The sequence below is a fragment of the Bacillus halotolerans genome, assembly GCF_004006435.1.
Classification (GTDB): domain Bacteria; phylum Bacillota; class Bacilli; order Bacillales; family Bacillaceae; genus Bacillus; species Bacillus halotolerans.
In genome coordinates this window covers 2,187,611-2,209,279 of record NZ_CP029364.1, presented here as the reverse complement: position 1 = coordinate 2,209,279, position 21,669 = coordinate 2,187,611, and the positions used below count along the sequence as shown (strand labels likewise).

Here is a 21,669-nt window from a genome sequence, read left to right as displayed (position 1 = left end):
CTGTGGGTGGTTCATCTTTCTCTTTTATTGTCCGCCTGCTGTCTGTTATTGTCAATTGGGGTGTATGTTTATTCATAAAGTTGTCAGAGACTTTCTCCGTTTGTGGCAATGACCTGCTGATACCAGCCGAAGCTTTTTTTCTTGATGCGATTCAATGTTCCGTTCCCCTCATTGTCTCGATCAACATAAATGTAGCCATAGCGTTTTTTCATTTCGGCAGTGGACGCGCTGACAAGGTCAATCGGTCCCCATGATGTGTATCCGATTAAATCAACGCCGTCCGCAATGGCTTCCCGTGCTTCAATTAAATGTTCTCGCAGATAGTTGATTCTGTAATCGTCCTGGATCGTGCCGTCCTCGTCAACTTTGTCCACAGCGCCAAGGCCGTTTTCCACAATGAACAGCGGCTTTTGATAACGGTCGTATAAGGTATTGAGCGTGATGCGCAAGCCTTTCGGGTCAATCTGCCAGCCCCATTCTGATGATGTCAAATAAGGGTTTTTGACTCCGCCCAGCAGATTGCCTCCTGATTTCGCAAGATCTTCAGGATCAGTGCTCGCCGCCATGGACATGTAGTAGCTGAATCCGATGTAATCGACCGTATGTTTTTTCAACAATTCCTCATCGCCTTCAGCCATTTCAATTTCAATATTGTTTTCTGCCAGATAGCGTTTCATATATCCCGGGTACGCACCTCTTGCCTGCACATCTGAGAAGAAAAGTGTTTTGCGCTCATTCTCCATTGCCGCGAAGACATCCTCCGGCTTAGAGGTCATCGGATAGGTTGTTGTCGCGGCGATCATACAGCCAATTTTTGAGTCGGGAATGATCTCATGCCCCGCTTTAACGGCAAGGGCGCTGGCGACAAACTGGTGATGTGCGGCCTGGTACATCGCGTTCAATTGATGTTCTCCTTCTTCAAAAACAAGACCGCCGCCTGTAAACGGTGCATGGAGGACCACATTAATTTCGTTGAATGTCATCCAGTACTTCACTTTGTGTTGATAGCGTTTGAAAACAGTTCTGGCATAGCGTTCATAAAACTCTATGACTTTGCGGTTCTTCCAGCCGCCATAATGTTTCACAAGACCGAGCGGCATTTCATAATGAGAGATGGTCACGACTGGCTCAATATGATGCTTTAACAGCTCATCAAACAGATCATCATAAAATTTGAGGCCTTCTTCATTTGGCTCCTCTTCATCGCCATTCGGAAAAATTCTTGTCCACGCAATCGAAGTCCGGAACGCTTTGAAACCCATTTCTGCAAATAAGGCAATATCCTCTTTATAACGATGATAAAAATCAATTCCGGTATGATACAGATTTAAAGAAGTCATCGATTCATCAAATGGAGACATGATGCCGTTCGGTGATACATCAGCTGTCGAAAGTCCCTTGCCGCCCTCGTTATAAGCACCCTCCACTTGGTTGGCAGCGACCGCGCCGCCCCATAAAAACCCTTCTGGAAATCGTTTTGCATTTGCACTCATTACAGTTCACCTCATCAGTTTATTTTTTAAGATAAAGCAAGCAGCGCTTCTTTTGTTTGAACCCTGCCGATTTCTTTTACCGGCGAAAATGAATATCGGTCTGTGTTAGTGACGATAACCGGGGTGATCACGTCATATCCAGCTGCTTTAATCTGTTCCAGATCAAAGGAAACGAGAGGATCTCCAGGCGCGACCTTGTCGCCTTCTTTGACATGAGACGTGAACCATTGGCCCTCCAGTTTGACAGTGTCCAATCCAATGTGTATGAGGATTTCAGCTCCCTGATCACTCGTAATGCCAATGGCATGCTTTGTTTTAAAAACAGTGGTAACGCTTCCATTCACAGGAGAAACCACTTCTCCTTCTTCCGGCTCAATAGCAAATCCTTTTCCCATAATCCCGGCAGAAAACACTCCGTCATTGACTTCGCTTAATGCCTTGACTTCACCTTTAATCGGACTGTGAATGATTTCTCCGCTGCCCTCATGGCCATTTGTCACAGAAGGCTGCTGATCACTTTCAGACGGTACATCCTCGAATCCAATAAGATAAGCTGCCGCTGTTCCCGCAACAAACGCAAGCACAAGACCAATTATCGCGTAAATAAACGTTGGGCCGATAAAGACCGGGATACTCGGCAGCCCTGCGTTGCCTCCGACAATGTAGGAAGCGACACCCGTAACGCCGTAAAATGCGCCGCCAGCCGCACCGCCAAGTAAAGCGGCCGCAAACGGTTTTTTCAATCGCATATTAACGCCGTACATCGCGGGTTCTGTAATTCCCATCAGCGCCGTCACACTTGTGGTAAGCGCAAGCGATTTAAATTTCTTATTTCTGGAGCGAAGAAAAACCGCAAAAGATGCGCCGGCCTGCCCCATATTCGCCAAAAACATGGCGGGCAGCAAATAATCGTGGCCGTTTTGCGCGATGTTGTTAATCATAATCGGCACCAATGCATAATGCATGCCCGTCATAATGATCAAAGAGAACGTTCCCGCAAGCAAAATCATCGCCACAAGCCCGGCATGAGCAAATAAATAGTTTACGCCGACAGACAAGTATTCTCCTAAAATAGCACCCAGCGGACCAACTGTAATCAATGTCAGCGGCACGACAATCAATAATGTCATGGTCGGAACGACAATCAATTTGAGAGAAGAATGCGTGATTCGGTCAATCCATTTTTCCACATACGATGCGATCCAAATCGCAAGCAAAATCGGGATGACCGTTGATGAATAAGTGGCAGCGGTTACAGGAAGCCCGATAAAGGAAATGCTTTTCCCTGAACTGAGCAGCGCCGTCAGATCCGGATGCAGAATCGCCGCTGCAATCGCCGCCGCTACATACGGATTGCTTCCAAACTTTCTCGCCGCACTCATCGCAAGCAGGAGCGGAAGAAAGTAGAACGCACCGTCACCAACAGCTGACAGAATGACATGGACCTGGCTTTCCTCCGCCATCCAGCCGAATGTGACCGCTAGCGCAACAAGCCCTTTGATCATCCCCGCTCCCGCAATCGCAGGCAGAATCGGTGTAAACACACCAGAAATCACATCAAAGACCGCACTCAGCACATTCTTTTTCTGGCCAGATGCCCCGGCGCTCTTTTCATCACTGAGGCTGCTGTTTTGCAAAATCGCCTGATACACCTTCGGCACATCATTTCCGATGATAATTTGAAACTGCTCGCCGCTGATATTGGTGCCCATCACACCCGGCAACTGCTCCAATTGACTCCGGTCCGCTTTCGAATTGTCATAAAGATTAAAACGCAGTCTCGTCATGCAGTGAATCACGCGCTGAACATTTTCTTCACCGCCTACGAGTTGTAATATGTCTCTCGATAATTTATCATAATCCATGTGTATACCTCCTTTTTTTGGGGGAACTGGCTGGATGAAAGGTGGCCGCCTTTCTCCAGCTTTTTTTGTATTTAATGCTGCATCACCTCCAAAATGAGAATAAAAAAAACCTAAATGACACAGATTGCGAGAGTCTCCTCCTGCACCTGTACCATTTAGGTTTTGCCTGCTTTCGCAGTAACAATCCTGACGGGTCGCTGTATTTGTTTTGTAGGTATACTTTAGCACTAGATTTATGGGATGTCAACGCTTTCATTTTTGGTTTTGGACCTGAATATTTTACTTTTTAAATAACATTGTTTCTAATTTATCTAGCTCTGCCACAAGAGGTTCTTGATAGCTTTCACCTAGATATGTTTCAAAATATGCACGTAAAGCTCCTTTTACAAAAGTTTATTTTTTAATATTTTCTTGTCCTCATTACTATTTAATAACTCGTCTACTCTTTTTAATCTTCTTAAAAGAGTATTTAAATAGTTATGATCTTCTCGATTTACTCTGTTCTTTTTTTCTAATACTAAATCAATAACTTTTTGGACTTGTTTTTTAATCTTTGTTTCGCTATACACCACAAACTCCTATTTCCTAAGAATCTACCCTCTAAAATACGAAAAACCTTTTATTCTAAAAATAAACAAAAGCCTCAAAAGGATTTCCCAATCAAGTCTTGCTATTAGTTTATGAATCTATTTCGTATTTTTTTATACAAGGGCTATTACCTATCTGTATAAATTTCTGCTTTTTTCCATTATTATTTAACTTTTAATATTTAAACAGACTCTCTTAAAAATTCTATACTTATCCTGTCAACCTTCATCTCAACATTTTTACCAATCAAATAAGGATATTCTGAAAAATACTCATCTTCATCAGTAAGAACGATTCCTGCATCAATAGAATCCTCTTGTAAAACCCCCCTAATATAATATTGATAACCTAAACCAATACGTTCTAATTCTTTTGTTTCTTCTTTATTTTCACGAATAACTAACTCATCCAAAATAGTAAAACCAACTAATACAGAATATTTTTTCCCCACTTCAATTTCATAAGGACAAACAGAAGAAAAACCTGTGAATTCAACACCTTCAATTTCGAGGATCACTTCCTCTTCGATATGTGGATCAATTCCTTTAACAAGCGCTTTATATATCATAGTAGAACCTCTTTGATTTGTTTATTATATTGAATGAGATAGAGATTGTTTTTATACATTAAAACCTTGAAAGGCGTTTTGCCAATCAAGGTTTTATCATAGGCTAAGGCTCAAAAGCTGTTTTTTCTGGAAATACACCTCCTTCTCTTACTAAACAAACAGCTAATCTTTGTGCAGCTCGATCAAAATAAAATGTTGACAGGAGATCTTTATCAGGAATTTCTTCTAACTCTGAAAACTTCCTAGTTATTTTATTTAATTTCATTTTGCCCATAGTATTTTCATTAGGCCCGAATTTGTAAACCACACTTTCATCATCTTCATATTCTTTTAGTAATAAAACGTATGAAGCCAATGTTTTTTCCTCATTTAATAAAATCTAATTCACTGCACTTTTCTTTTATCCATTCTATTCTTTCATCAGCTTCCTTTTTTGATAAAATACCTCGTTTATTTTTGTACTTAATATTTTCTTTTGCCCAAATTAAAATGATCTTGGTATATTCCACTGTCTCTATTGTGCATATACTATCTTCTTCTTCGTCTGCGAAAATATCTTCAACCACAGTTTTATGTTTATCAGAACTAATTATATTTACATTTCCTCCACTTTCGTATATTGGTAATTTTCCAGCTAATACTTTTATTAAATGCTCAATCTCTTCTTTTATGCTATTAAAATCACTAAATATATCAGATCCTAATGAATTACTAATGAGGTAACCATTTTTAAGTGACTCTTCTTTTTCGAAATCCAAAATGACTTCATCATAATCATCTTTATATTCAATCTTATACTTATACTCGAGCAATTAAACTATCTCCCATCTGTTTTTTAATATACAGGGTATGCCGATACTACCTTACCATTTTTTACAATTATCTCAATCGTCATACCATTACTAGCTGTTCCTCTATATCTGTTATTCTTATATAAAACTTTATTATCAAAAGCTAAATTTATTTCATTAATTACTTGTTGTGGAGTCCATTCTCTCGGAAAAAAAGTAGATTTTGCTTTTTTTGTTACCCCATTCACTTCTATATTCGCTCTATAAACACCATATTTATTTGGCGGATCTACATTACCAATAACTTTACCATGACTTTTTGAAAGGCCTTCGTAATGAAATCCAACTGCTTTATCTTTCACTATTTCACCGTCAAAAATATGATTTAGTGCATTACTTTTACTACCTTTTTTGAAGTTATCTGTTGCTGTAAGATCCGATATTTTCCAAATTGGTTGATATGAATTTTTCTTCTCAACACTCGGAATTCTGGTAAGTGCTTTCTCTCCCTTACTCCACACAAAAACATACTTTCCAATCTTAGCAATAGGAATAATAAAAAGAGTACTCAATATTCGTTCATCAACCGAAACTTTTTTATTAGTTTTAGGATCTTCGCCAGTTGTTGCCCGAATTCCATCATTAACAACAAAAAACTCACCTATTGTATCCGTTACTTTCCCTAAACCAGGTGCTTCTTCATCAATATTTTTGACTCCGCCAGCACTTCTGCCTTCTGGAATCTTTTCAACAATTTCTATACTAGGTTTACCATTTTTAAGATATCGTCGAACGATTTGGCCATTTTCGTAGATACTGTATACTCCGCCGATATAGTTTATATCTGCTTGATTCCTCACAGTTTCATCAGCAACATCTACTCTTTGGACCACTTTCCAGCCTTTAACGTTATAAAGTTTACCATTTATCACTCGAATATCTCCAGCTACTTTTGGAGATATCATAGCTGCTTCTTTCTGCAGTACCGTCAAGTTACTGTCATCACCATAAATCTCGCGCTCGATCTTCTGTTGTTTGTCATCCATCATCACAGAATCAACGTTTGATTGCTTATGTTTCTCCAGTTTCTTCAGCATCATCTCCATCGGTGAATCATCCGCCTGCTTCATTTGCGGATTGATGGCGCCGAAGGTTTGGTTGATCTTTTCTTCTTCCTGTGATTTCAAGATGGAGCCGCTTTTGTAGCCTGTGATTTCAATTTTCGGACCGGTGTACATCGTTTCGAGCTGATCGATATATTTTTTCATCGTTTGAAAATCTGATTTTGGCGTTTCTAGTGCTTGAGTTTGCTGGCCGTCAAATTGAAAGAGCTTATTCAGGGTGTCCGAAATCAGTCGCTCAGCCTGTTCTGTTTCCAACCGAAAAAAGGAGTCATTGACTGTCGGCAGGCTGACGATGTGGCCGATGGCTGATGTCTGCCGATTCACTGCGTCTGTGAGCTGCTCTGTCACTTCTCGTGCATGCTTGATCCCATGTCTGGCATCGTGTGAGAGAAAAGCCTCCGCAATCATGCCGTGGGAGTCAGATTCTACAGAGGAAATCGCATGCTGTGTTTGCTTCAGCACTTTTTTGTATTCGTCGATAAACATGCCAAAGAAAAGGAGAAAAGGCTTGTGGCACTCCTCGTAAAAGGTCCGGATGGCATCTCCGCCTTTTCCTTTTAACGCATCCTTCATGCCTGCCAGATGCTCAACACTTTTTTCCAGCTTCTCCAGCTGCTGTTTTTGCTTGTCCAGTTTCTCAATCGTATGCTGAATGCCCTCGTGAAGAGCGTGGACATCTAATGTTTTCAATCCCTTGTCCTCCCGCGCTTTATTTCATGGAAGATGATATGTTTTCGTCCGTTTCCTTCATGGCGTTTACCGCGCTTTCCGTTTGTGCGATATGCTTGGCCAGAACGGATGCATATGCTTCAGTGAGCTCTTTGATGTCCTCATTTAATTGCTCGATGGACTTCACAACGTTTAAATGATTTTTGCCTGAGAGATGGCCGGGCACGGAGGACTTGAGTTCAGCTGAATTCTTGAGCTGAGAAAGCCCTTGCTTCACTGTGCCATAGACCATTTTAATTTCCTGAGCCATTTGTGCTCACCTCACTTTTTATGTTTTTCCTTCTCTATTTCATGCTCTATTCTCGTGATTTGGCGTCTGATGGAATAGACGTCGCCCTCTAATGAGTGGATTTTTCCTTCGATGCTTTCAATGATTTCGCTGACCTGTTCACTTTTGATTTGACGATATGCTTTGTTCATTCCTTCACGAATATCTTCAAATCGCTCCGCATGTGTTCCTCTCCATGCCTCTCGGTTAAGATGAGGCCGATGAATGAGATGCTGGGCCTCGGAAAATTCGTGTTTGATTTGCCTGATTTCGTGCAGCACTCGTTTTAACTGATGGATCTGTTCCTGTTTTTCATGTAAGTCGGCTTTTACCGAATGTAACAACATTTCACTATGCATGCCGCAACACCTCGTGTTTCTATCAAACTGTGTAAATTCTTTACAATACAGACTATTTTCATATTACATGATGGGTCATATTGGATAAATAGGTAAAAAGGTTTGTCTTAAGAGGCGTTTCACTCGTTCTAATTTGCTAAAAATTCGATCTCATCACCTTATGAGAGGAGAAAACAATCATAGGAGGGACTTTTTATTTAAGTCTTTAATCTCTCTTCCATTTCTATTTTTTCTCCCACTTAACTGTTTCTTATAGTCAATAAAACTCATAAAAAACGCCTTCCTACGAAGGCGCTTCTCCATCTTATTTAGTTCCCCATACAGCCTCACCACTGCCATTCAACACACTAAACGTCATCACGTTCTTCTCTCTCACCGAATCCCACTGGCGTAAAAATACGCCATTATACGTCTTGCCGGCTAACGTGATTTCGGCTGCGTCATTTCCAGTTTTCTTCCACGTTCCGGTCATTTCCCCGGAAATGGTGTGGTCTTTGTTGAGCTGAATGTTGATGGTTTTTTTGATGTCGGCTGAGATGTCTTTTCCGTGCTGGATGAGTTTGTATGTTCCTGTGATGTCTTTTTGCTTTACTTTTTTCAGTGTTTCACCTGCGTATCGATATGGCGCTGCTACCGGCCAGCCGTCTTTGTTCATGAACATCTGGTGGACCCTGACTTCGTGTTCTTCACCTCTGCCCGTGAAGCGGGTGTGGAAGATTAAATAGGAACGGCCGGTTTTTTCGTCATAATAGGCTGAGTTGTGGCCCGGTGAGACGTATCCGGCTCCTTTTTCAGTTTCTGTTTCAAATGAATAGCTGCCCATGAGTTTGACGCCGTACGGCTCAATGGAGCGGTCATCGAAGAATGTGCCTTCTTTGCCTTTGACATCAATCATTGGATTGCCCTCTGCGTCATAATACGGGCCATCTGGTTGTTTGGAGCGGGCGACACGGATGTTGTAGCCGCCTGTTGCGTCTAGACCGCCATATGATAGGTATAAGTAGTAGTAGTTGGTGTCTGGATTGTAGAGGATATATGGGCCTTCGATTCTGCTGTGGTTGCCGCCGAGCAGTTTTTTGCCGTACCCCTGTCCAGGGAGCGGGAAGCCAGTTTTCGGATTCATTTCCAGGATGAAAATGCCGCCTGAATATGAACCGTACACCATCCACAGCTTGCCGTTTTTATCAAAAAAGGTGTGCGGGTCTACGACGTTCGGGTGTTTTGTTGCGTCATACGGTGTTCCGTCATTGCTTGTGCCTTCCATGCCTGATTTCAAAAAGATGCCCTTGTTTTTATAGGGCCCTTCGATGTTGTCAGCGACGGCCACTCCCATGGCGGATCTTGGTGAGTCACCGCGGCAGGCATTGTAGTACATATAGTATTTGCCGTCCGCCAGCTGCGCGACATCAGCCGCCCACAGGGTATCGGATTGCGCCCATTCGAAGGTATCTTTTAATTCTTCATAGACATTGGGAATAAGAGGGTTATTGTTGCTGACACTGCCAGTCAGCTGCTGCCATTGCATGAGGTCATTTGTTTTCGCTGAAGCTAAGTGAGATCCGAAAACATAAAAGCTGCCGTTCGTCTCAATGATGGAAGGATCATGGACGCTGACTTCTTTAAAGACGGGTTTTTCTGCCTTTTGTGCATGGGCAGCGTTGGGCAGGGTGAAAGCCATGAGAAGAGCAGCAAGGAAACATACACGAAACAATCGGTTGAACATCTGAACAGTTCGCCTCTCTTTTTTATTAAATTTTTAAGCGCTTACATTTCATGAAGGAACACCCGCCCTTTAGGAAGGCCGGATGTTTTCATATTCAAACGGATAGGTGATTCCCCACTGTTGTCTTACATTGTCCATGATGCTCATGACATCCAGGGAGAGACTGATGGTTTGGCTGCCTGTTTGATGCAGGACTGCATTTTGCATATCCTCTACTTCATAGTTCAACCCTTTTGCAGTTTCTCCTTCTTCAATCACCTCTGTTTTTCCATTGGCGTACGTAATGAGTGCTTTGTCCGGCCTTGTAAAATCGTCGACTGTGATAAAGCCGTTTTCTCCAGCGACTACGCCTCTTTTTGGCATTTTTGCGCGCATGGTCAGCGATATGACGGCTATTTCGCTGTCGGTGTTTTTTAAGATGATGCCTGACTGCTCGTCTACACCTGTATCAGCCGGCTTGGCCGTGCTGAGGATCTCATTCGGCTGGCTCGTGAGAAAATATCTTGCGAACGAGAGCGCATAGGCTCCTGTGTCTAAGAGTGCGCCGCCAGCCAGTTCCTGATTAAAGAACCGGTTTGTGACGTCGTATGGCTTGCACGTTCCAAAGGAGACTTGAACCATTTTAAGGGGCCCGATGCGACCCGCCTTTACGATCTCCCGGAGTTTTTTATACAGCGGCATATGGTAGATGGTCATCGCTTCAGATACAATAAGCTGTTTTTCTTTAGCCAAACCGATGATCTCCTTTAGCTGTCTCGCATTGACGGTAATGGCCTTCTCACAAAGAACATGCTTGTGATGCTGAAGGCTTTTCATCATATATTCATAGTGGTTTAAATGCGGAGTGGCAATGTAGACAATATCAACATTCTCATCTAGCAGCAGTTCTTCGTAGCTGCCATAGGCTTTTTCCACATGATGCTCCTTGGCGAACGCCTTGGCTTTATCCAAGCTTCGTGACCCTGCAGCATAGACCGTTCCGTTTACTTCTCTCAGCGCTTTGGCGAAATCTGAGGCGATTGCGCCAAGGCCGATGATTCCCCAATGTAAGCTCTTCACTGCACTTCGCTCCCCTTCTATTTGAACTCATATCTAGAGTACGACAGCAGCCGCCCGCACACCTGTCTTGCTATGGTGTGCAATGTGCTAGATTTCTGCGTCACGATATCACAATACCAATCTAACTTGTTAAAGACTGTAAAAAACCTTTTGACTTCTATTGCTGAAACAATTAATATAATACTCAGTTAATAGTTATCAGAATTTTTAGGAATTGAGTGATTCATATGACACTGCACAAAGAGCGCCGGATCGGCCGGCTGTCTGTTCTTCTGCTGCTTCATGAAGCTGAAGAACGTTCACAGGTCGAGGAGCTGGAGCGAGATGGATGGAAGGTCTGTCTCGGCAAGGTAGGATCAATGGACGCGCATAAAGTAGTAGCTGCAATTGAAACCGCTTCCAAAAAGAGCGGAGTCATTCAATCCGAGGGTTACCGTGAGTCACATGCGCTTTATCATGCGACGATGGAGGCTTTACATGGCGTGACCAGAGGTGAAATGCTGCTTGGATCACTGCTTCGGACGGTTGGCCTGAGGTTCGCCGTTTTGAGGGGAAATCCTTATGAAAGCGAAGCGGAAGGCGATTGGATTGCTGTCTCGCTTTACGGAACAATCGGGGCGCCGATTAAAGGACTTGAGCATGAAACATTCGGCGTTGGAATTAATCACATATGAAACAGCCCATAGATCTTAGACGATAGGGGGCTATGCGTGAAATTAAATTTTCACAGCATAGCCCCTTTTTGTATGGGCGCTTTACCAAAGTAAAGACAAAGGAGTTGGGCTTATGGTGACATTAGACGGTTCTTCATTGACAACAGCCGACGTCGCGCGAGTGCTGTTTGATTTTGAAGAGACAGCGGCTTCCGAAGAAAGTATGGAGCGTGTGAAAAAAAGCAGAGCGGCAGTGGAGCGGATTGTTCACGAAGAAAAGACAATATACGGCATTACCACCGGATTTGGCAAATTCAGTGATGTCCTGATTCAGAAGGAAGACTCGGCGGCTCTGCAGCTGAATTTAATTCTTTCACATGCCTGCGGTGTCGGCGATCCTTTTCCTGAGTGTGTTTCCAGGGCCATGCTGCTTTTGCGCGCCAATGCGCTGTTAAAAGGTTTTTCCGGTGTACGTGCGGAGCTGATTGAGCAATTGCTTGCCTTTTTAAATAAACGCGTCCATCCTGTCATTCCACAGCAGGGATCACTTGGCGCAAGCGGGGATCTGGCGCCGCTCTCCCATCTGGCGCTTGCACTGATCGGGCAAGGAGAAGTCTTTTTTGAGGGAGAAAGGATGCCGGCAATGAAAGGCTTGAAAAAAGCCGGCATTCAGCCGGTAGCGCTGACATCCAAGGAAGGGCTTGCCCTGATTAACGGCACACAGGCTATGACCGCTATGGGTGTGGTCGCATACATTGAAGCGGAAAAACTAGCCTACCAAACAGAGCGCATTGCCAGCTTAACGATTGAAGGGCTCCGCGGGATTATCGATGCGTTTGACGAGGATATTCACTCCGCACGCGGTTATCAGGAGCAGATCGATGTCGCAGAACGAATCCGTTTTTATCTATCTGACAGCAGCCTGACGACCTCTCAAGGAGAACTGCGTGTCCAGGATGCATATTCATTGCGCTGTATTCCGCAAGTGCACGGTGCGACCTGGCAGACGTTAGGCTACGTGAAGGAAAAATTAGAGATTGAGATGAATGCAGCTACGGACAATCCTCTTATTTTCAATGATGGTGACAAAGTCATTTCTGGCGGAAACTTTCACGGGCAGCCGATCGCCTTTGCCATGGATTTTCTAAAAATCGCAGTATCAGAGCTTGCGAATATCGCAGAGCGCAGGATAGAGCGCCTTGTGAACCCGCAGCTGAATGACCTGCCGCCGTTCCTAAGCCCTCATCCCGGTCTGCAATCCGGTGCAATGATCATGCAGTATGCCGCTGCCTCGCTTGTTTCTGAAAATAAAACACTGGCCCATCCTGCAAGTGTGGATTCTATTCCGTCATCCGCCAACCAAGAAGACCATGTCAGCATGGGAACCATCGCCGCTCGGCATGCTTATCAGGTGATCGCGAATACGAGAAGAGTGATTGCGATTGAAGCGATTTGCGCATTGCAGGCTGTTGAATACAGAGGCATAGAACATGCAGCGTCCTACACCAAACAGCTTTTTCAAGAAATGAGAAAAGTCGTGCCGTCCATTCAGCAGGACCGTGTTTTTTCCTATGACATCGAATGCTTGACTGCCTGGCTGAAGAAGGAATCTTTATTACCATATCAACAGAACGAAGAATTGAGGGGGATGAACATATGACTGATGTAAAAAAATCAATCCGTGCCAACCGGGGGACAGAGCTTGAATGTTTAGGGTGGGAACAAGAGGCGGTGCTTCGGATGCTTCGCAACAACCTTGATCCAGATGTCGCCGAGAAGCCCGAGGACCTAATCGTATACGGCGGGATTGGCAAAGCCGCTCGGGATTGGGATGCATTTCGCGCCATTGAGCATTCTCTGAAAACACTAAAACATGATGAGACATTGCTCGTGCAATCCGGAAAGCCCGTTGGCATGTTCCGTACGCACCCGCAGGCGCCGCGCGTGCTTTTAGCAAACTCTGTTCTTGTTCCAAAGTGGGCGAACTGGGAGCATTTCCACGAGCTTGAGAAAAAAGGGTTAATGATGTACGGGCAAATGACAGCTGGCAGCTGGATTTACATTGGCTCACAAGGCATTTTGCAAGGAACGTATGAAACCTTCGCTGAGCTCGCGAGACAGCATTTCGGAGGCAGCTTAAAAGGAACATTGACGCTGACAGCCGGTCTCGGCGGAATGGGAGGCGCCCAGCCGCTGTCTGTCACGATGAATGACGGAGTTGTGATTGCCGTCGAGGTTGATGAAAAACGAATCGACAAACGAATTGAAACGAAATACTGTGACCGTAAAACAGCGTCGATTGAGGAAGCCTTAGCGTGGGCTGAAGAGGCAAAGCTAGCAGGAAAACCTTTGTCCATTGCGCTTCTCGGAAACGCGGCTGAGGTGCATCACACACTTTTGAACCGAGGCGTCAAAATTGATATTGTGACAGATCAAACATCTGCCCATGACCCTTTAATCGGTTATGTTCCCGAGGGCTACTCCCTTGATGAAGCTGACCGTTTGCGTCAAGACAATCCAGAGCTTTACGTGCGCCTTGCGAAGCAAAGCATGAAAAAACATGTCGAAGCCATGCTGGCCTTTCAGCAAAAGGGCTCTATTGTATTTGACTACGGCAACAATATCCGGCAAGTCGCAAAGGATGAAGGGCTGGAGAATGCCTTCGATTTTCAGGGGTTTGTCCCTGCCTACATCCGCCCCTTATTCTGTGAAGGAAAAGGGCCGTTCCGCTGGGCGGCGCTTTCCGGAGATCCGGCAGATATTTACCGTACGGATGCGTTATTAAAAGAACTGTTCCCGACAAATAAAGCCCTTCACCGCTGGATTGATATGGCACAGGAAAAAGTCACCTTCCAAGGCTTGCCGTCCCGTATTTGCTGGCTTGGATATGGAGAACGAAAAAAAATGGGCCTCGCCATTAACGAGCTGGTTAGAACCGGGGAGCTAAAAGCGCCTGTCGTGATTGGGAGAGATCATTTGGACTGCGGGTCTGTCGCCTCTCCAAACCGGGAGACAGAAGCGATGAAGGACGGAAGTGACGCTGTCGGCGATTGGGCTGTACTCAATGCGCTTGTCAACACGGCGGCGGGTGCAAGCTGGGTTTCCTTCCACCATGGCGGCGGTGTTGGAATGGGCTATTCCCTGCATGCCGGCATGGTTGCCGTTGCCGATGGAAGTGAGCTGGCTGACGAGCGGCTCGCCCGTGTCTTAACGAGCGACCCGGGCATGGGTATTATCCGCCACGCGGATGCGGGTTATGAACGTGCCGTTGAAGTAGCGAAGGAACAGGACATTATCGTGCCGATGCAAAAATAAGGGAGTGATGACATGTCGAAACAAATTGATACGATTCTCATCAACATCGGTCAGCTTTTGACGATGGAAAGCAGCGGCCCGCGCGCGGGCAACAGCATGCAGGATCTTCATGTGATCGAAGACGCTGTTGTCGGAATCCACGAACAGAAGATTGTGTTCGCCGGAAAAAAAGGGACTGAAGCCGATTACGAGGCAGACGACATCATTGACTGTTCGGGACGGCTTGTAACGCCGGGCCTCGTCGATCCGCATACCCATCTTGTATTTGGCGGATCTCGGGAAAAGGAGATGAATCTAAAGCTTCAGGGCATCTCCTATTTAGATATTCTGGCGCAGGGAGGCGGTATTTTGTCCACTGTCAAAGACACCCGGACCGCCTCAGAAGAAGAGCTGCTGCAAAAAGGCCGTTTTCATCTGCAAAGAATGCTGTCATACGGCACGACCACGGCTGAAGTGAAGAGCGGCTACGGCTTAGATAAAGATACTGAGCTGAAACAATTGCGTGTCGTGAAAAAACTGCATGAGAGCCAGCCCATTGACCTTGTCTCCACATTCATGGGGGCTCATGCCATTCCTCCTGAAGATAAGGACAGCCCCGATGAATTTTTAGATCGCATGCTGGATCTCTTGCCAGAAATAAAAGAGGGGGAGCTCGCAGCCTTTGCAGATATTTTTACAGAAACAGGCGTTTTTACAGTCAGTCAATCCCGACGTTACTTAAAAAAAGCGGCTGAGGCGGGATTCGGATTAAAAATCCACGCTGATGAAATTGATCCTCTTGGAGGAGCTGAATTAGCGGCTGAGCTAAGAGCTGTCTCAGCCGATCACTTGGTGGGCGCCTCTGATGAAGGCATACAGCAAATGGCTGAATCAGGAACCATCGCCGTCCTCTTGCCGGGCACGACATTTTATCTCGGCAAACACACATATGCCAGGGCAAGAGACATGATTGATGCGGGCGTACGTGTGAGCCTGGCAACGGACTTTAACCCGGGCAGCTCCCCAACTGAAAATATTCAGCTGATCATGTCGATTGCCGCGCTTCATCTGAAAATGACCGCAGAAGAAATATGGCACGCGGTCACAGTCAACGCCGCATATGCCATAGGAAAAGGCGAAGAAGCAGGGCAGCTCAAAGCTGGCCGCTCAGCTGATCTAGTCATTTGGCAAGCCTCGAATTACATGTATATTCCGTATCACTACGGCGTCAATCATGTACATCAAGTCATGAAAAACGGAACAATTGTTGTCAACAGGGAGGGAGCCATTCTTGGATAAATACCCTTTTCTCAGAGAGGCCGGTTCATCGTTTAAAGACCGGGATGTAACGAAAATGAGCGATCTGATAGAAAAATGGGATGGCCAAGGCATTAAGGGGCCGGCGCTGATAGGTGCCCCCCTGTCAAAATCATCCATCAGTCATTCCGGCGCTTCCTTTGCCCCCGGAACAATCCGCCAGGCTCTAAAACATTCATCTGCTTATTCTGCGGAGCTTGGGGAACATGTCGTATCAGATTTTCTTTATGATCTGGGGGATGTCGATATTCATGTGACTGATATCGTGAAATCACATGATCAAATCTTCCAAACCATGCATGCTCTGCTTTCAGATCACCCAGATTGGGTACCGCTCATACTCGGGGGAGATAACTCTATCAGCTACTCCACCATAAAAGCGATTGCGCAAACGAAAGGAACGACAGCCGTTATTCAATTTGATGCCCATCATGATGTGCGGAACACGGAGGACGGAGGGCCGACAAACGGCACCCCCTTCCGCCGCCTTTTGGATGAAGAGATCATAGAAGGCCAGCATTTAATTCAACTGGGTATCAGAGAATTCAGCAACAGCCTGGCTTATGAAACATACGCGAAAAAACATCACGTGGATATCCGCACGATGGGAATGATTCGTGAAAAAGGACTGATCCCGACCATTAAAGAGATCCTGCCTGCCGTTCAAACTAGAACAGACTTCATTTTTATATCTGTTGATATGGATGTCTTAGACCAGTCCCATGCCCCCGGCTGTCCAGCGATTGGCCCGGGTGGCCTCTATACAGACGAATTACTCGAAGCAATCAAGTACATCGCACAAGAGCCCAATGTCGCAGGGATCGAAATCGTTGAAGTTGATCCCACCCTCGATTTTCGAGATATGACAAGCAGAGCCGCAGCTCACGTTCTGTTACACGCATTAAAAGGAATGAAACGCTCCCGATTCAAGTGATCTTCCGGCAGGTTGTATTTTGGTTACAAGAAAACTCATCTGCCTGATAAACGGCAGCTAAAAGGAGGACGAAACGGTGGGTCTTCAAGAGAAAAGCGGCCATCAGCTAAAACGGACAATGAAAAGCAGGCACTTATTTATGATTTCATTGGGAGGCGTCATAGGAACAGGACTTTTCCTCAGTACGGGCTATACGCTCAGCCAAGCCGGTCCCGGCGGTACGATACTCGCTTATTTAATCGGCGGATTGATGATGTACCTCGTCATGCAATGTCTCGGTGAATTGTCGGTCGCCATGCCGGTGACCGGTTCCTTTCAAAAATACGCCACAACATTTATCGGGCCATCTACCGGTTTTATGGTCGGCATCATGTACTGGGTGAATTGGGTGGTGACGGTAGGTTCTGAGTTTACCGCATCCGGTATTCTCATGCAGCGCTGGTTTCCTGACAGCAGCGTATGGATGTGGAGTGCGATTTTTGCAGCTCTCCTTTTCGTATGCAACGCATTTTCAGTCAAATTATTTGCGGAAACTGAATTTTGGTTTTCGAGCGTGAAGATTGTCACCATCATTTTATTTATCATTTTAGGAGGCGCCGCCATGTTTGGCTTGATCTCTTTAAACGGGACGGCTGATGCCCCTATATTTTCAAATTTCACAGGTCATGGAGGATTGTTTCCGAACGGCTTTCTCGCTGTATTTATCGCCATGATATCTGTGAGTTTTGCCTTTTCCGGAACAGAATTAATCGGAGTCACAGCAGGTGAATCCGCAAATCCTCAAAAGGATATTCCGCGTTCCATCCGCAATGTCGCATGGCGGACAGTCATTTTTTTCATCGGTGCCGTCTTCGTATTATCCGGACTGATTTCATGGAAAGAAGCAGGAGTAATTGAAAGCCCCTTTGTAGCAGTATTTGCAGAAATCGGAATCCCGTACGCCGCAGATATTATGAATTTTGTTATATTAACAGCTTTGCTGTCCGTTGCCAATTCAGGCCTATATGCCTCAACCCGTATGCTGTGGTCGTTAGCAAATGAAAACATGATCAGCTCTCGTTTTAAAAAAGTCACATCTAAAGGCATTCCACTAAATGCCTTAATCATCAGTATGGCTGTATCTTGTTTATCTCTCGTTTCCAGTATTGTGGCGCCTGGAACTGTTTATGTGGTGATGGTAGCGATTGCTGGATTTGCAGGGGTCGTGGTCTGGATGAGCATTGCGCTGTCTCAACTCTTGTTCCGAAAGAGATTTCTTAAAAAAGGGGGGAATGTAAAAGATCTGACATTTCGCACACCGCTTTATCCTCTTATGCCTATAGCCGCTCTTTTATTATGTTCAGCTTCTTGTATCGGTCTCGCTTTTGATCCCAATCAAAGAATCGCTCTCTTCTGCGGAATCCCTTGTATCATCCTATGCTATCTCATCTTCTATTTCAGAAGAAATCTTACGAAAGCAAAAAAAATCGGACAAGAGGAATATCCGATTGATCACATCCTTTAATCAAAACAGCACACCCCACTCAGGATGGGATGTGCTTTATTTTTATTCTGTAATTAACGTATGAATCAGCTTCGGCGCCTTCGCCTCCGCTGCGATACGGATATTGTCATATACTTTCGCGATGACTTCATCGACATTTTCCCGGTTGGCATAGAGCGTCACGAGAGGTTCGCCTTTTTCAACCTTGTCGCCGACCTTTTTGCGGAGCATGATGCCGACGGCTAAATCGATTTCGTCTTCTTTTGTGGCGCGTCCGGCACCTAACAGCATGGCTGCGACGCCGATTTCGTCTGCGACAATTTCGGAGACGACACCCGCTTCTTTGGCTGGCACATCAATGTGATAAGCCGCTTGCGGAAGCTTAGACGGATCATCAACAATCGAGCTGTCACCGCCTTGGTTTTTCAAGAAATCTTTGAATTTCTCAAGCGCTTTGCCGTTTTTCATGACCTCTTCAAGCTTTGCTCTTGCTTCGTCTAATGTACCTGCTTTTTTCGCAAGCACGACCATCTGGCTGCCGAGTGTTAAGACAAGCTCGTGCAGGTCTTCAGGGCCTTCGCCTTTGAGCGTGTCAATCGCTTCTTTCACTTCAAGCGCATTTCCGATCGCAAAGCCGAGCGGCTGGGACATGTCGGAGATGACAGCCATCGTTTGGCGGCCGACTTTGTTGCCGATTCGTACCATTGCTTTCGCGAGTTCAGCCGCATCCTCCTCTGTTTTCATGAAGGCGCCCGCTCCCGTTTTTACGTCAAGCACGATCGCGTCCGCTCCGGCAGCGATTTTTTTGCTCATAATGGAGCTAGCAATAAGCGGGATGGAATTCACCGTGCCCGTTACATCACGCAGGGCGTACAGTTTTTTATCCGCTGGCGTTAAGTTGCCGCTTTGGCCAATGACGGCAACCTTGTCGCGGTTCACTAGCTTAATAAATTCTTCCTTTGACAGTTCCACGTGAAACCCGTCGATCGCCTCTAATTTATCAATTGTTCCGCCCGTATGGCCGAGGCCGCGGCCGGACATTTTGGCAACCGGCACATCAAGAGCCGCGACAAGCGGTGCAAGCACGAGTGTTGTCGTGTCGCCGACGCCGCCGGTTGAATGTTTATCCACTTTAATTCCTTTAATGGCAGAAAGATCAATCGTTTCACCGGAGTTCACCATAGCCATTGTTAAGTCCGCCCGTTCACGATCACTCATATCCTGGAAGAAAATCGCCATGGCAAGCGCGCTTGCCTGATAATCAGGAATGCTTCCGTCCGTATAGCCGTTCACGAAAAACTGGATTTCTTCTGTGGTGAGTTCTTTTCCGTTTTGTTTTTTGATGATAATATCTACCATTCTCATTATAGTCACCGATCCTTTTCGATTATGTTCAGTAAATCAGACCTACAACTGCCGCTGTTAAAAAGCTGACAAGCGTGGCGCCGTATAATAATTTCAGACCGAAACGAGCAACGACGTTTCCTTGTTTTTCATTCAGACCCTTTACAGCACCGGCAATGATACCGATGGAAGAGAAGTTCGCGAACGAAACGAGGAATACTGATACAATCGCTGTTGTACGGCCGCTGAAATGAAAACCGTTTTGCGAGAGAGACGTCATGGCGACAAATTCGTTTGATACCATTTTTGTTGCCATAATGCTTCCGGCGTTAACAGCTTCATTCCATGGAATACCGACAAGAAAAGCGAATGGAGCAAACACATATCCAAGCAGGTCTTGGAAGGAAATACCGAGTACAGCGTTAAAAATACCATTGATCAAAGCAATAATCGCGACAAATCCGATCAGCATCGCTGCGACAACAACCGCTACTTTGAAACCATCTAAGATGTATTCTCCGAGCACTTCGAAGAAGGATTGTTTTTCTTCATTTTCTACACGGAGCATATCCTCATCTTTTGCGACCTCGTAAGGATTAATAATAGAGGCAATGATAAAACCGCCAAATAAGTTCAATACAAGAGCCGTTACGACGTATTCAGGCTTCAGCATCGTCATGTAAGCGCCGACGATTGACATGGATACGGTTGACATCGCAGAAGCGCAAAGCGTATACAACCGCTGCTGTGACAGTAAACCGAGTTCTTTCTTTAAGGAGATAAATACTTCTGATTGCCCTAAAATCGCAGATGCAACAGCATTGTACGACTCCAGTCTTCCCATCCCGTTAACCTTGCTGAGGGCAAGGCCGATGTATTTAATAATAAACGGGAGGATCTTCCATTTTTGCAGAATCCCGATGAGTGCTGAAATAAATACAATCGGCAAGAGAACGTTCATAAAGAATGTCGATTGATCCGCATTCACCAAACCGCCAAACACAAAGTTGATTCCTTCTGCCGCATAGCCAAGCAGGTAGCTGAATCCTTGTGCAAATCCTCCTACGAGAAAATTCCCAATCCCCGTATTGAGGAGAATGTAACCGAGAATAAACTGCAAAATGAGCATGACAATAATTGGGCGGATCTTAATTCTTTTTTTGCCGCTGCTCGCGATCCACGCAAGGCCTAAAAACACGATTAAACCGATAATCCCAATCAAATACTTCATATGTGTTTCTCCTTTATTTGTATTCGCTTACATTATTATTTCCCCGGAAAGAAAAGAAGGGCACGGAAAGCGTATTGCCTTCCGTCTGCTTCTTAATAATCGTCTCCGCCGGCTCCGTTCTCTCCTTTTACAATGGAAACACCTGCGCTTGCGCCAATGCGGCTTGCACCTGCTTCGATCATCGTGTCTACATCTTCTTTCGTTCTGATACCCCCGGATGCTTTTACGCCGATATCAGGACCTACTGTTTTGCGCATTAAAGCGATATCTTCCTTCGTTGCGCCGCCTGTTGAGAAGCCTGTTGAGGTTTTCACGAAATCCGCTCCCGCAGAAACCGCTAAACGGCATGCACGCTCTTTTTCTTCATCTGTCAGCAGGCATGTTTCAATAATAACTTTGACAAGCGCTTTTCCGGCTGCAGCTTCCACCACACCGCGAATATCCGCTTCCACCACGTCGTCTTCTTTGTCTTTCAAAGCAGCGATGTTAATGACCATGTCCACTTCAGTGGCGCCTTTTGAAATCGCATCCTTCGTTTCGAACGCTTTTGTTTCTGTTGTGTTGGCGCCGAGCGGGAAGCCGATGACTGTACATACGTCAACTCCTGTTCCCTCAAGCTCTTTTGCAGCCAGCTGCACCCATGTCGGGTTTACACATACAGAAGCGAATTTGTATGTTTTCGCTTCTTCTATTAATTTCAGAATATCCGCTTTTTGTGTATGCGGTTTCAAAGCTGTATGATCAATTTTATTGGCTAATGTCATCCTTCGCACACTTCCTTTTTTGTTAAGATATTTTTTAGCATACCCGACTTTTGAACATATGTAAATTGGTAATTGAAATTTT

Annotated in this window: 20 protein-coding genes; 6 read left to right on the top strand and 14 right to left on the bottom strand. The window is 45.3% G+C overall.

Annotated elements, in window-relative coordinates; translation table 11 throughout:
• Window positions 1-83: 83 nt before the first annotated feature.
• The 11 genes from bglH to DIC78_RS11225 form a co-directional block, all read right to left on the bottom strand.
• Complete coding sequence (bglH, locus tag DIC78_RS11280) at window positions 84-1,493, bottom strand: aryl-phospho-beta-d-glucosidase (RefSeq protein ID WP_127696315.1); 1,410 nt, start codon at window positions 1,491-1,493, stop codon at window positions 84-86.
• A gap of 26 nt (window positions 1,494-1,519) precedes the next feature.
• Complete coding sequence (locus DIC78_RS11275) at window positions 1,520-3,358, bottom strand: beta-glucoside-specific PTS transporter subunit IIABC (RefSeq protein ID WP_127696314.1); 1,839 nt, start codon at window positions 3,356-3,358, stop codon at window positions 1,520-1,522.
• Between the two features lie 383 nt (window positions 3,359-3,741).
• A complete protein-coding gene (locus DIC78_RS11270) occupies window positions 3,742-3,927 on the bottom strand; it encodes a hypothetical protein (RefSeq protein ID WP_127696313.1) in 186 nt (61 codons plus the stop codon).
• A gap of 200 nt (window positions 3,928-4,127) precedes the next feature.
• Window positions 4,128-4,514, bottom strand: coding sequence for a hypothetical protein (locus DIC78_RS11265; RefSeq protein WP_127696312.1), 387 nt, complete (start codon window positions 4,512-4,514; stop codon window positions 4,128-4,130).
• 103 nt (window positions 4,515-4,617) lie between these two features.
• Complete coding sequence (locus DIC78_RS11260) at window positions 4,618-4,869, bottom strand: hypothetical protein (protein WP_127696311.1); 252 nt, start codon at window positions 4,867-4,869, stop codon at window positions 4,618-4,620.
• Between the two features lie 10 nt (window positions 4,870-4,879).
• Window positions 4,880-5,326, bottom strand: a complete 447-nt coding sequence (locus DIC78_RS11255; protein WP_127696310.1) for a hypothetical protein — start codon at window positions 5,324-5,326, stop codon at window positions 4,880-4,882.
• A 23-nt stretch (window positions 5,327-5,349) separates the two neighbouring features.
• Window positions 5,350-7,119 carry a T7SS effector LXG polymorphic toxin gene (locus DIC78_RS21585; RefSeq protein ID WP_164848139.1) on the bottom strand — a complete coding sequence of 590 codons (1,770 nt, stop codon included), beginning with the start codon at window positions 7,117-7,119 and terminating at the stop codon, window positions 5,350-5,352.
• 19 nt (window positions 7,120-7,138) lie between these two features.
• Entirely contained in the window at window positions 7,139-7,408 is a 270-nt protein-coding gene (locus tag DIC78_RS11240) for a YwqI/YxiC family protein (RefSeq protein ID WP_127696309.1), read from the bottom strand.
• An 11-nt stretch (window positions 7,409-7,419) separates the two neighbouring features.
• The gene (locus DIC78_RS11235) at window positions 7,420-7,785 is read right to left on the bottom strand and encodes a YwqH-like family protein (protein ID WP_127696308.1); all 366 of its coding nucleotides are present in this window, start codon (window positions 7,783-7,785) and stop codon (window positions 7,420-7,422) included.
• Window positions 7,786-8,089: 304 nt separating this feature from the next.
• A complete protein-coding gene (locus tag DIC78_RS11230) occupies window positions 8,090-9,508 on the bottom strand; it encodes an arabinan endo-1,5-alpha-L-arabinosidase AbnB (protein WP_127696307.1) in 1,419 nt (472 codons plus the stop codon).
• 69 nt (window positions 9,509-9,577) lie between these two features.
• Window positions 9,578-10,567: a Gfo/Idh/MocA family protein gene (locus tag DIC78_RS11225; RefSeq protein WP_127696306.1), complete on the bottom strand. Its 990-nt coding sequence runs from the start codon at window positions 10,565-10,567 to the stop codon at window positions 9,578-9,580.
• 227 nt (window positions 10,568-10,794) lie between these two features.
• Between DIC78_RS11225 and hutP the strand changes: the two genes are divergently transcribed.
• The 6 genes from hutP to DIC78_RS11195 all read left to right on the top strand — a co-directional run bounded on the left by hutP (window position 10,795) and on the right by DIC78_RS11195 (window position 18,269).
• Complete coding sequence (hutP, locus tag DIC78_RS11220) at window positions 10,795-11,241, top strand: histidine utilization transcription antiterminator HutP (RefSeq protein ID WP_127696305.1); 447 nt, start codon at window positions 10,795-10,797, stop codon at window positions 11,239-11,241.
• Window positions 11,242-11,353: 112 nt separating this feature from the next.
• Window positions 11,354-12,880 carry a histidine ammonia-lyase gene (hutH, locus tag DIC78_RS11215; protein ID WP_106021869.1) on the top strand — a complete coding sequence of 509 codons (1,527 nt, stop codon included), beginning with the start codon at window positions 11,354-11,356 and terminating at the stop codon, window positions 12,878-12,880.
• The gene (gene hutU, locus DIC78_RS11210) at window positions 12,877-14,535 is read left to right on the top strand and encodes a urocanate hydratase (protein ID WP_127696304.1); all 1,659 of its coding nucleotides are present in this window, start codon (window positions 12,877-12,879) and stop codon (window positions 14,533-14,535) included. Before hutH ends, hutU begins: the two co-directional genes overlap by 4 nt.
• Before the next feature lie 12 nt (window positions 14,536-14,547).
• Window positions 14,548-15,813, top strand: coding sequence for an imidazolonepropionase (hutI, locus tag DIC78_RS11205; protein ID WP_127696303.1), 1,266 nt, complete (start codon window positions 14,548-14,550; stop codon window positions 15,811-15,813).
• On the top strand, window positions 15,806-16,765 hold the full coding sequence (hutG, locus tag DIC78_RS11200) for a formimidoylglutamase (RefSeq protein ID WP_127696302.1): 960 nt from the start codon (window positions 15,806-15,808) through the stop codon (window positions 16,763-16,765). The genes hutI and hutG overlap by 8 nt, the downstream gene beginning before the upstream one ends.
• Before the next feature lie 76 nt (window positions 16,766-16,841).
• Window positions 16,842-18,269 (top strand): amino acid permease, encoded by a 1,428-nt coding sequence (locus DIC78_RS11195; RefSeq protein WP_127696301.1) that lies wholly within the window; start codon window positions 16,842-16,844, stop codon window positions 18,267-18,269.
• A gap of 42 nt (window positions 18,270-18,311) precedes the next feature.
• Here the strand turns inward: DIC78_RS11195 and DIC78_RS11190 are convergent, their stop codons facing one another.
• The 3 genes from DIC78_RS11190 to deoC all read right to left on the bottom strand — a co-directional run bounded on the left by DIC78_RS11190 (window position 18,312) and on the right by deoC (window position 21,587).
• Window positions 18,312-19,613, bottom strand: a complete 1,302-nt coding sequence (locus tag DIC78_RS11190; protein WP_127696300.1) for a pyrimidine-nucleoside phosphorylase — start codon at window positions 19,611-19,613, stop codon at window positions 18,312-18,314.
• A gap of 28 nt (window positions 19,614-19,641) precedes the next feature.
• Window positions 19,642-20,823 (bottom strand): nucleoside permease NupC, encoded by a 1,182-nt coding sequence (nupC, locus tag DIC78_RS11185; RefSeq protein WP_024123414.1) that lies wholly within the window; start codon window positions 20,821-20,823, stop codon window positions 19,642-19,644.
• Window positions 20,824-20,915: 92 nt separating this feature from the next.
• Window positions 20,916-21,587, bottom strand: coding sequence for a deoxyribose-phosphate aldolase (gene deoC / locus DIC78_RS11180; RefSeq protein WP_024123415.1), 672 nt, complete (start codon window positions 21,585-21,587; stop codon window positions 20,916-20,918).
• Between the last annotated feature and the right edge of the window lie 82 nt (window positions 21,588-21,669).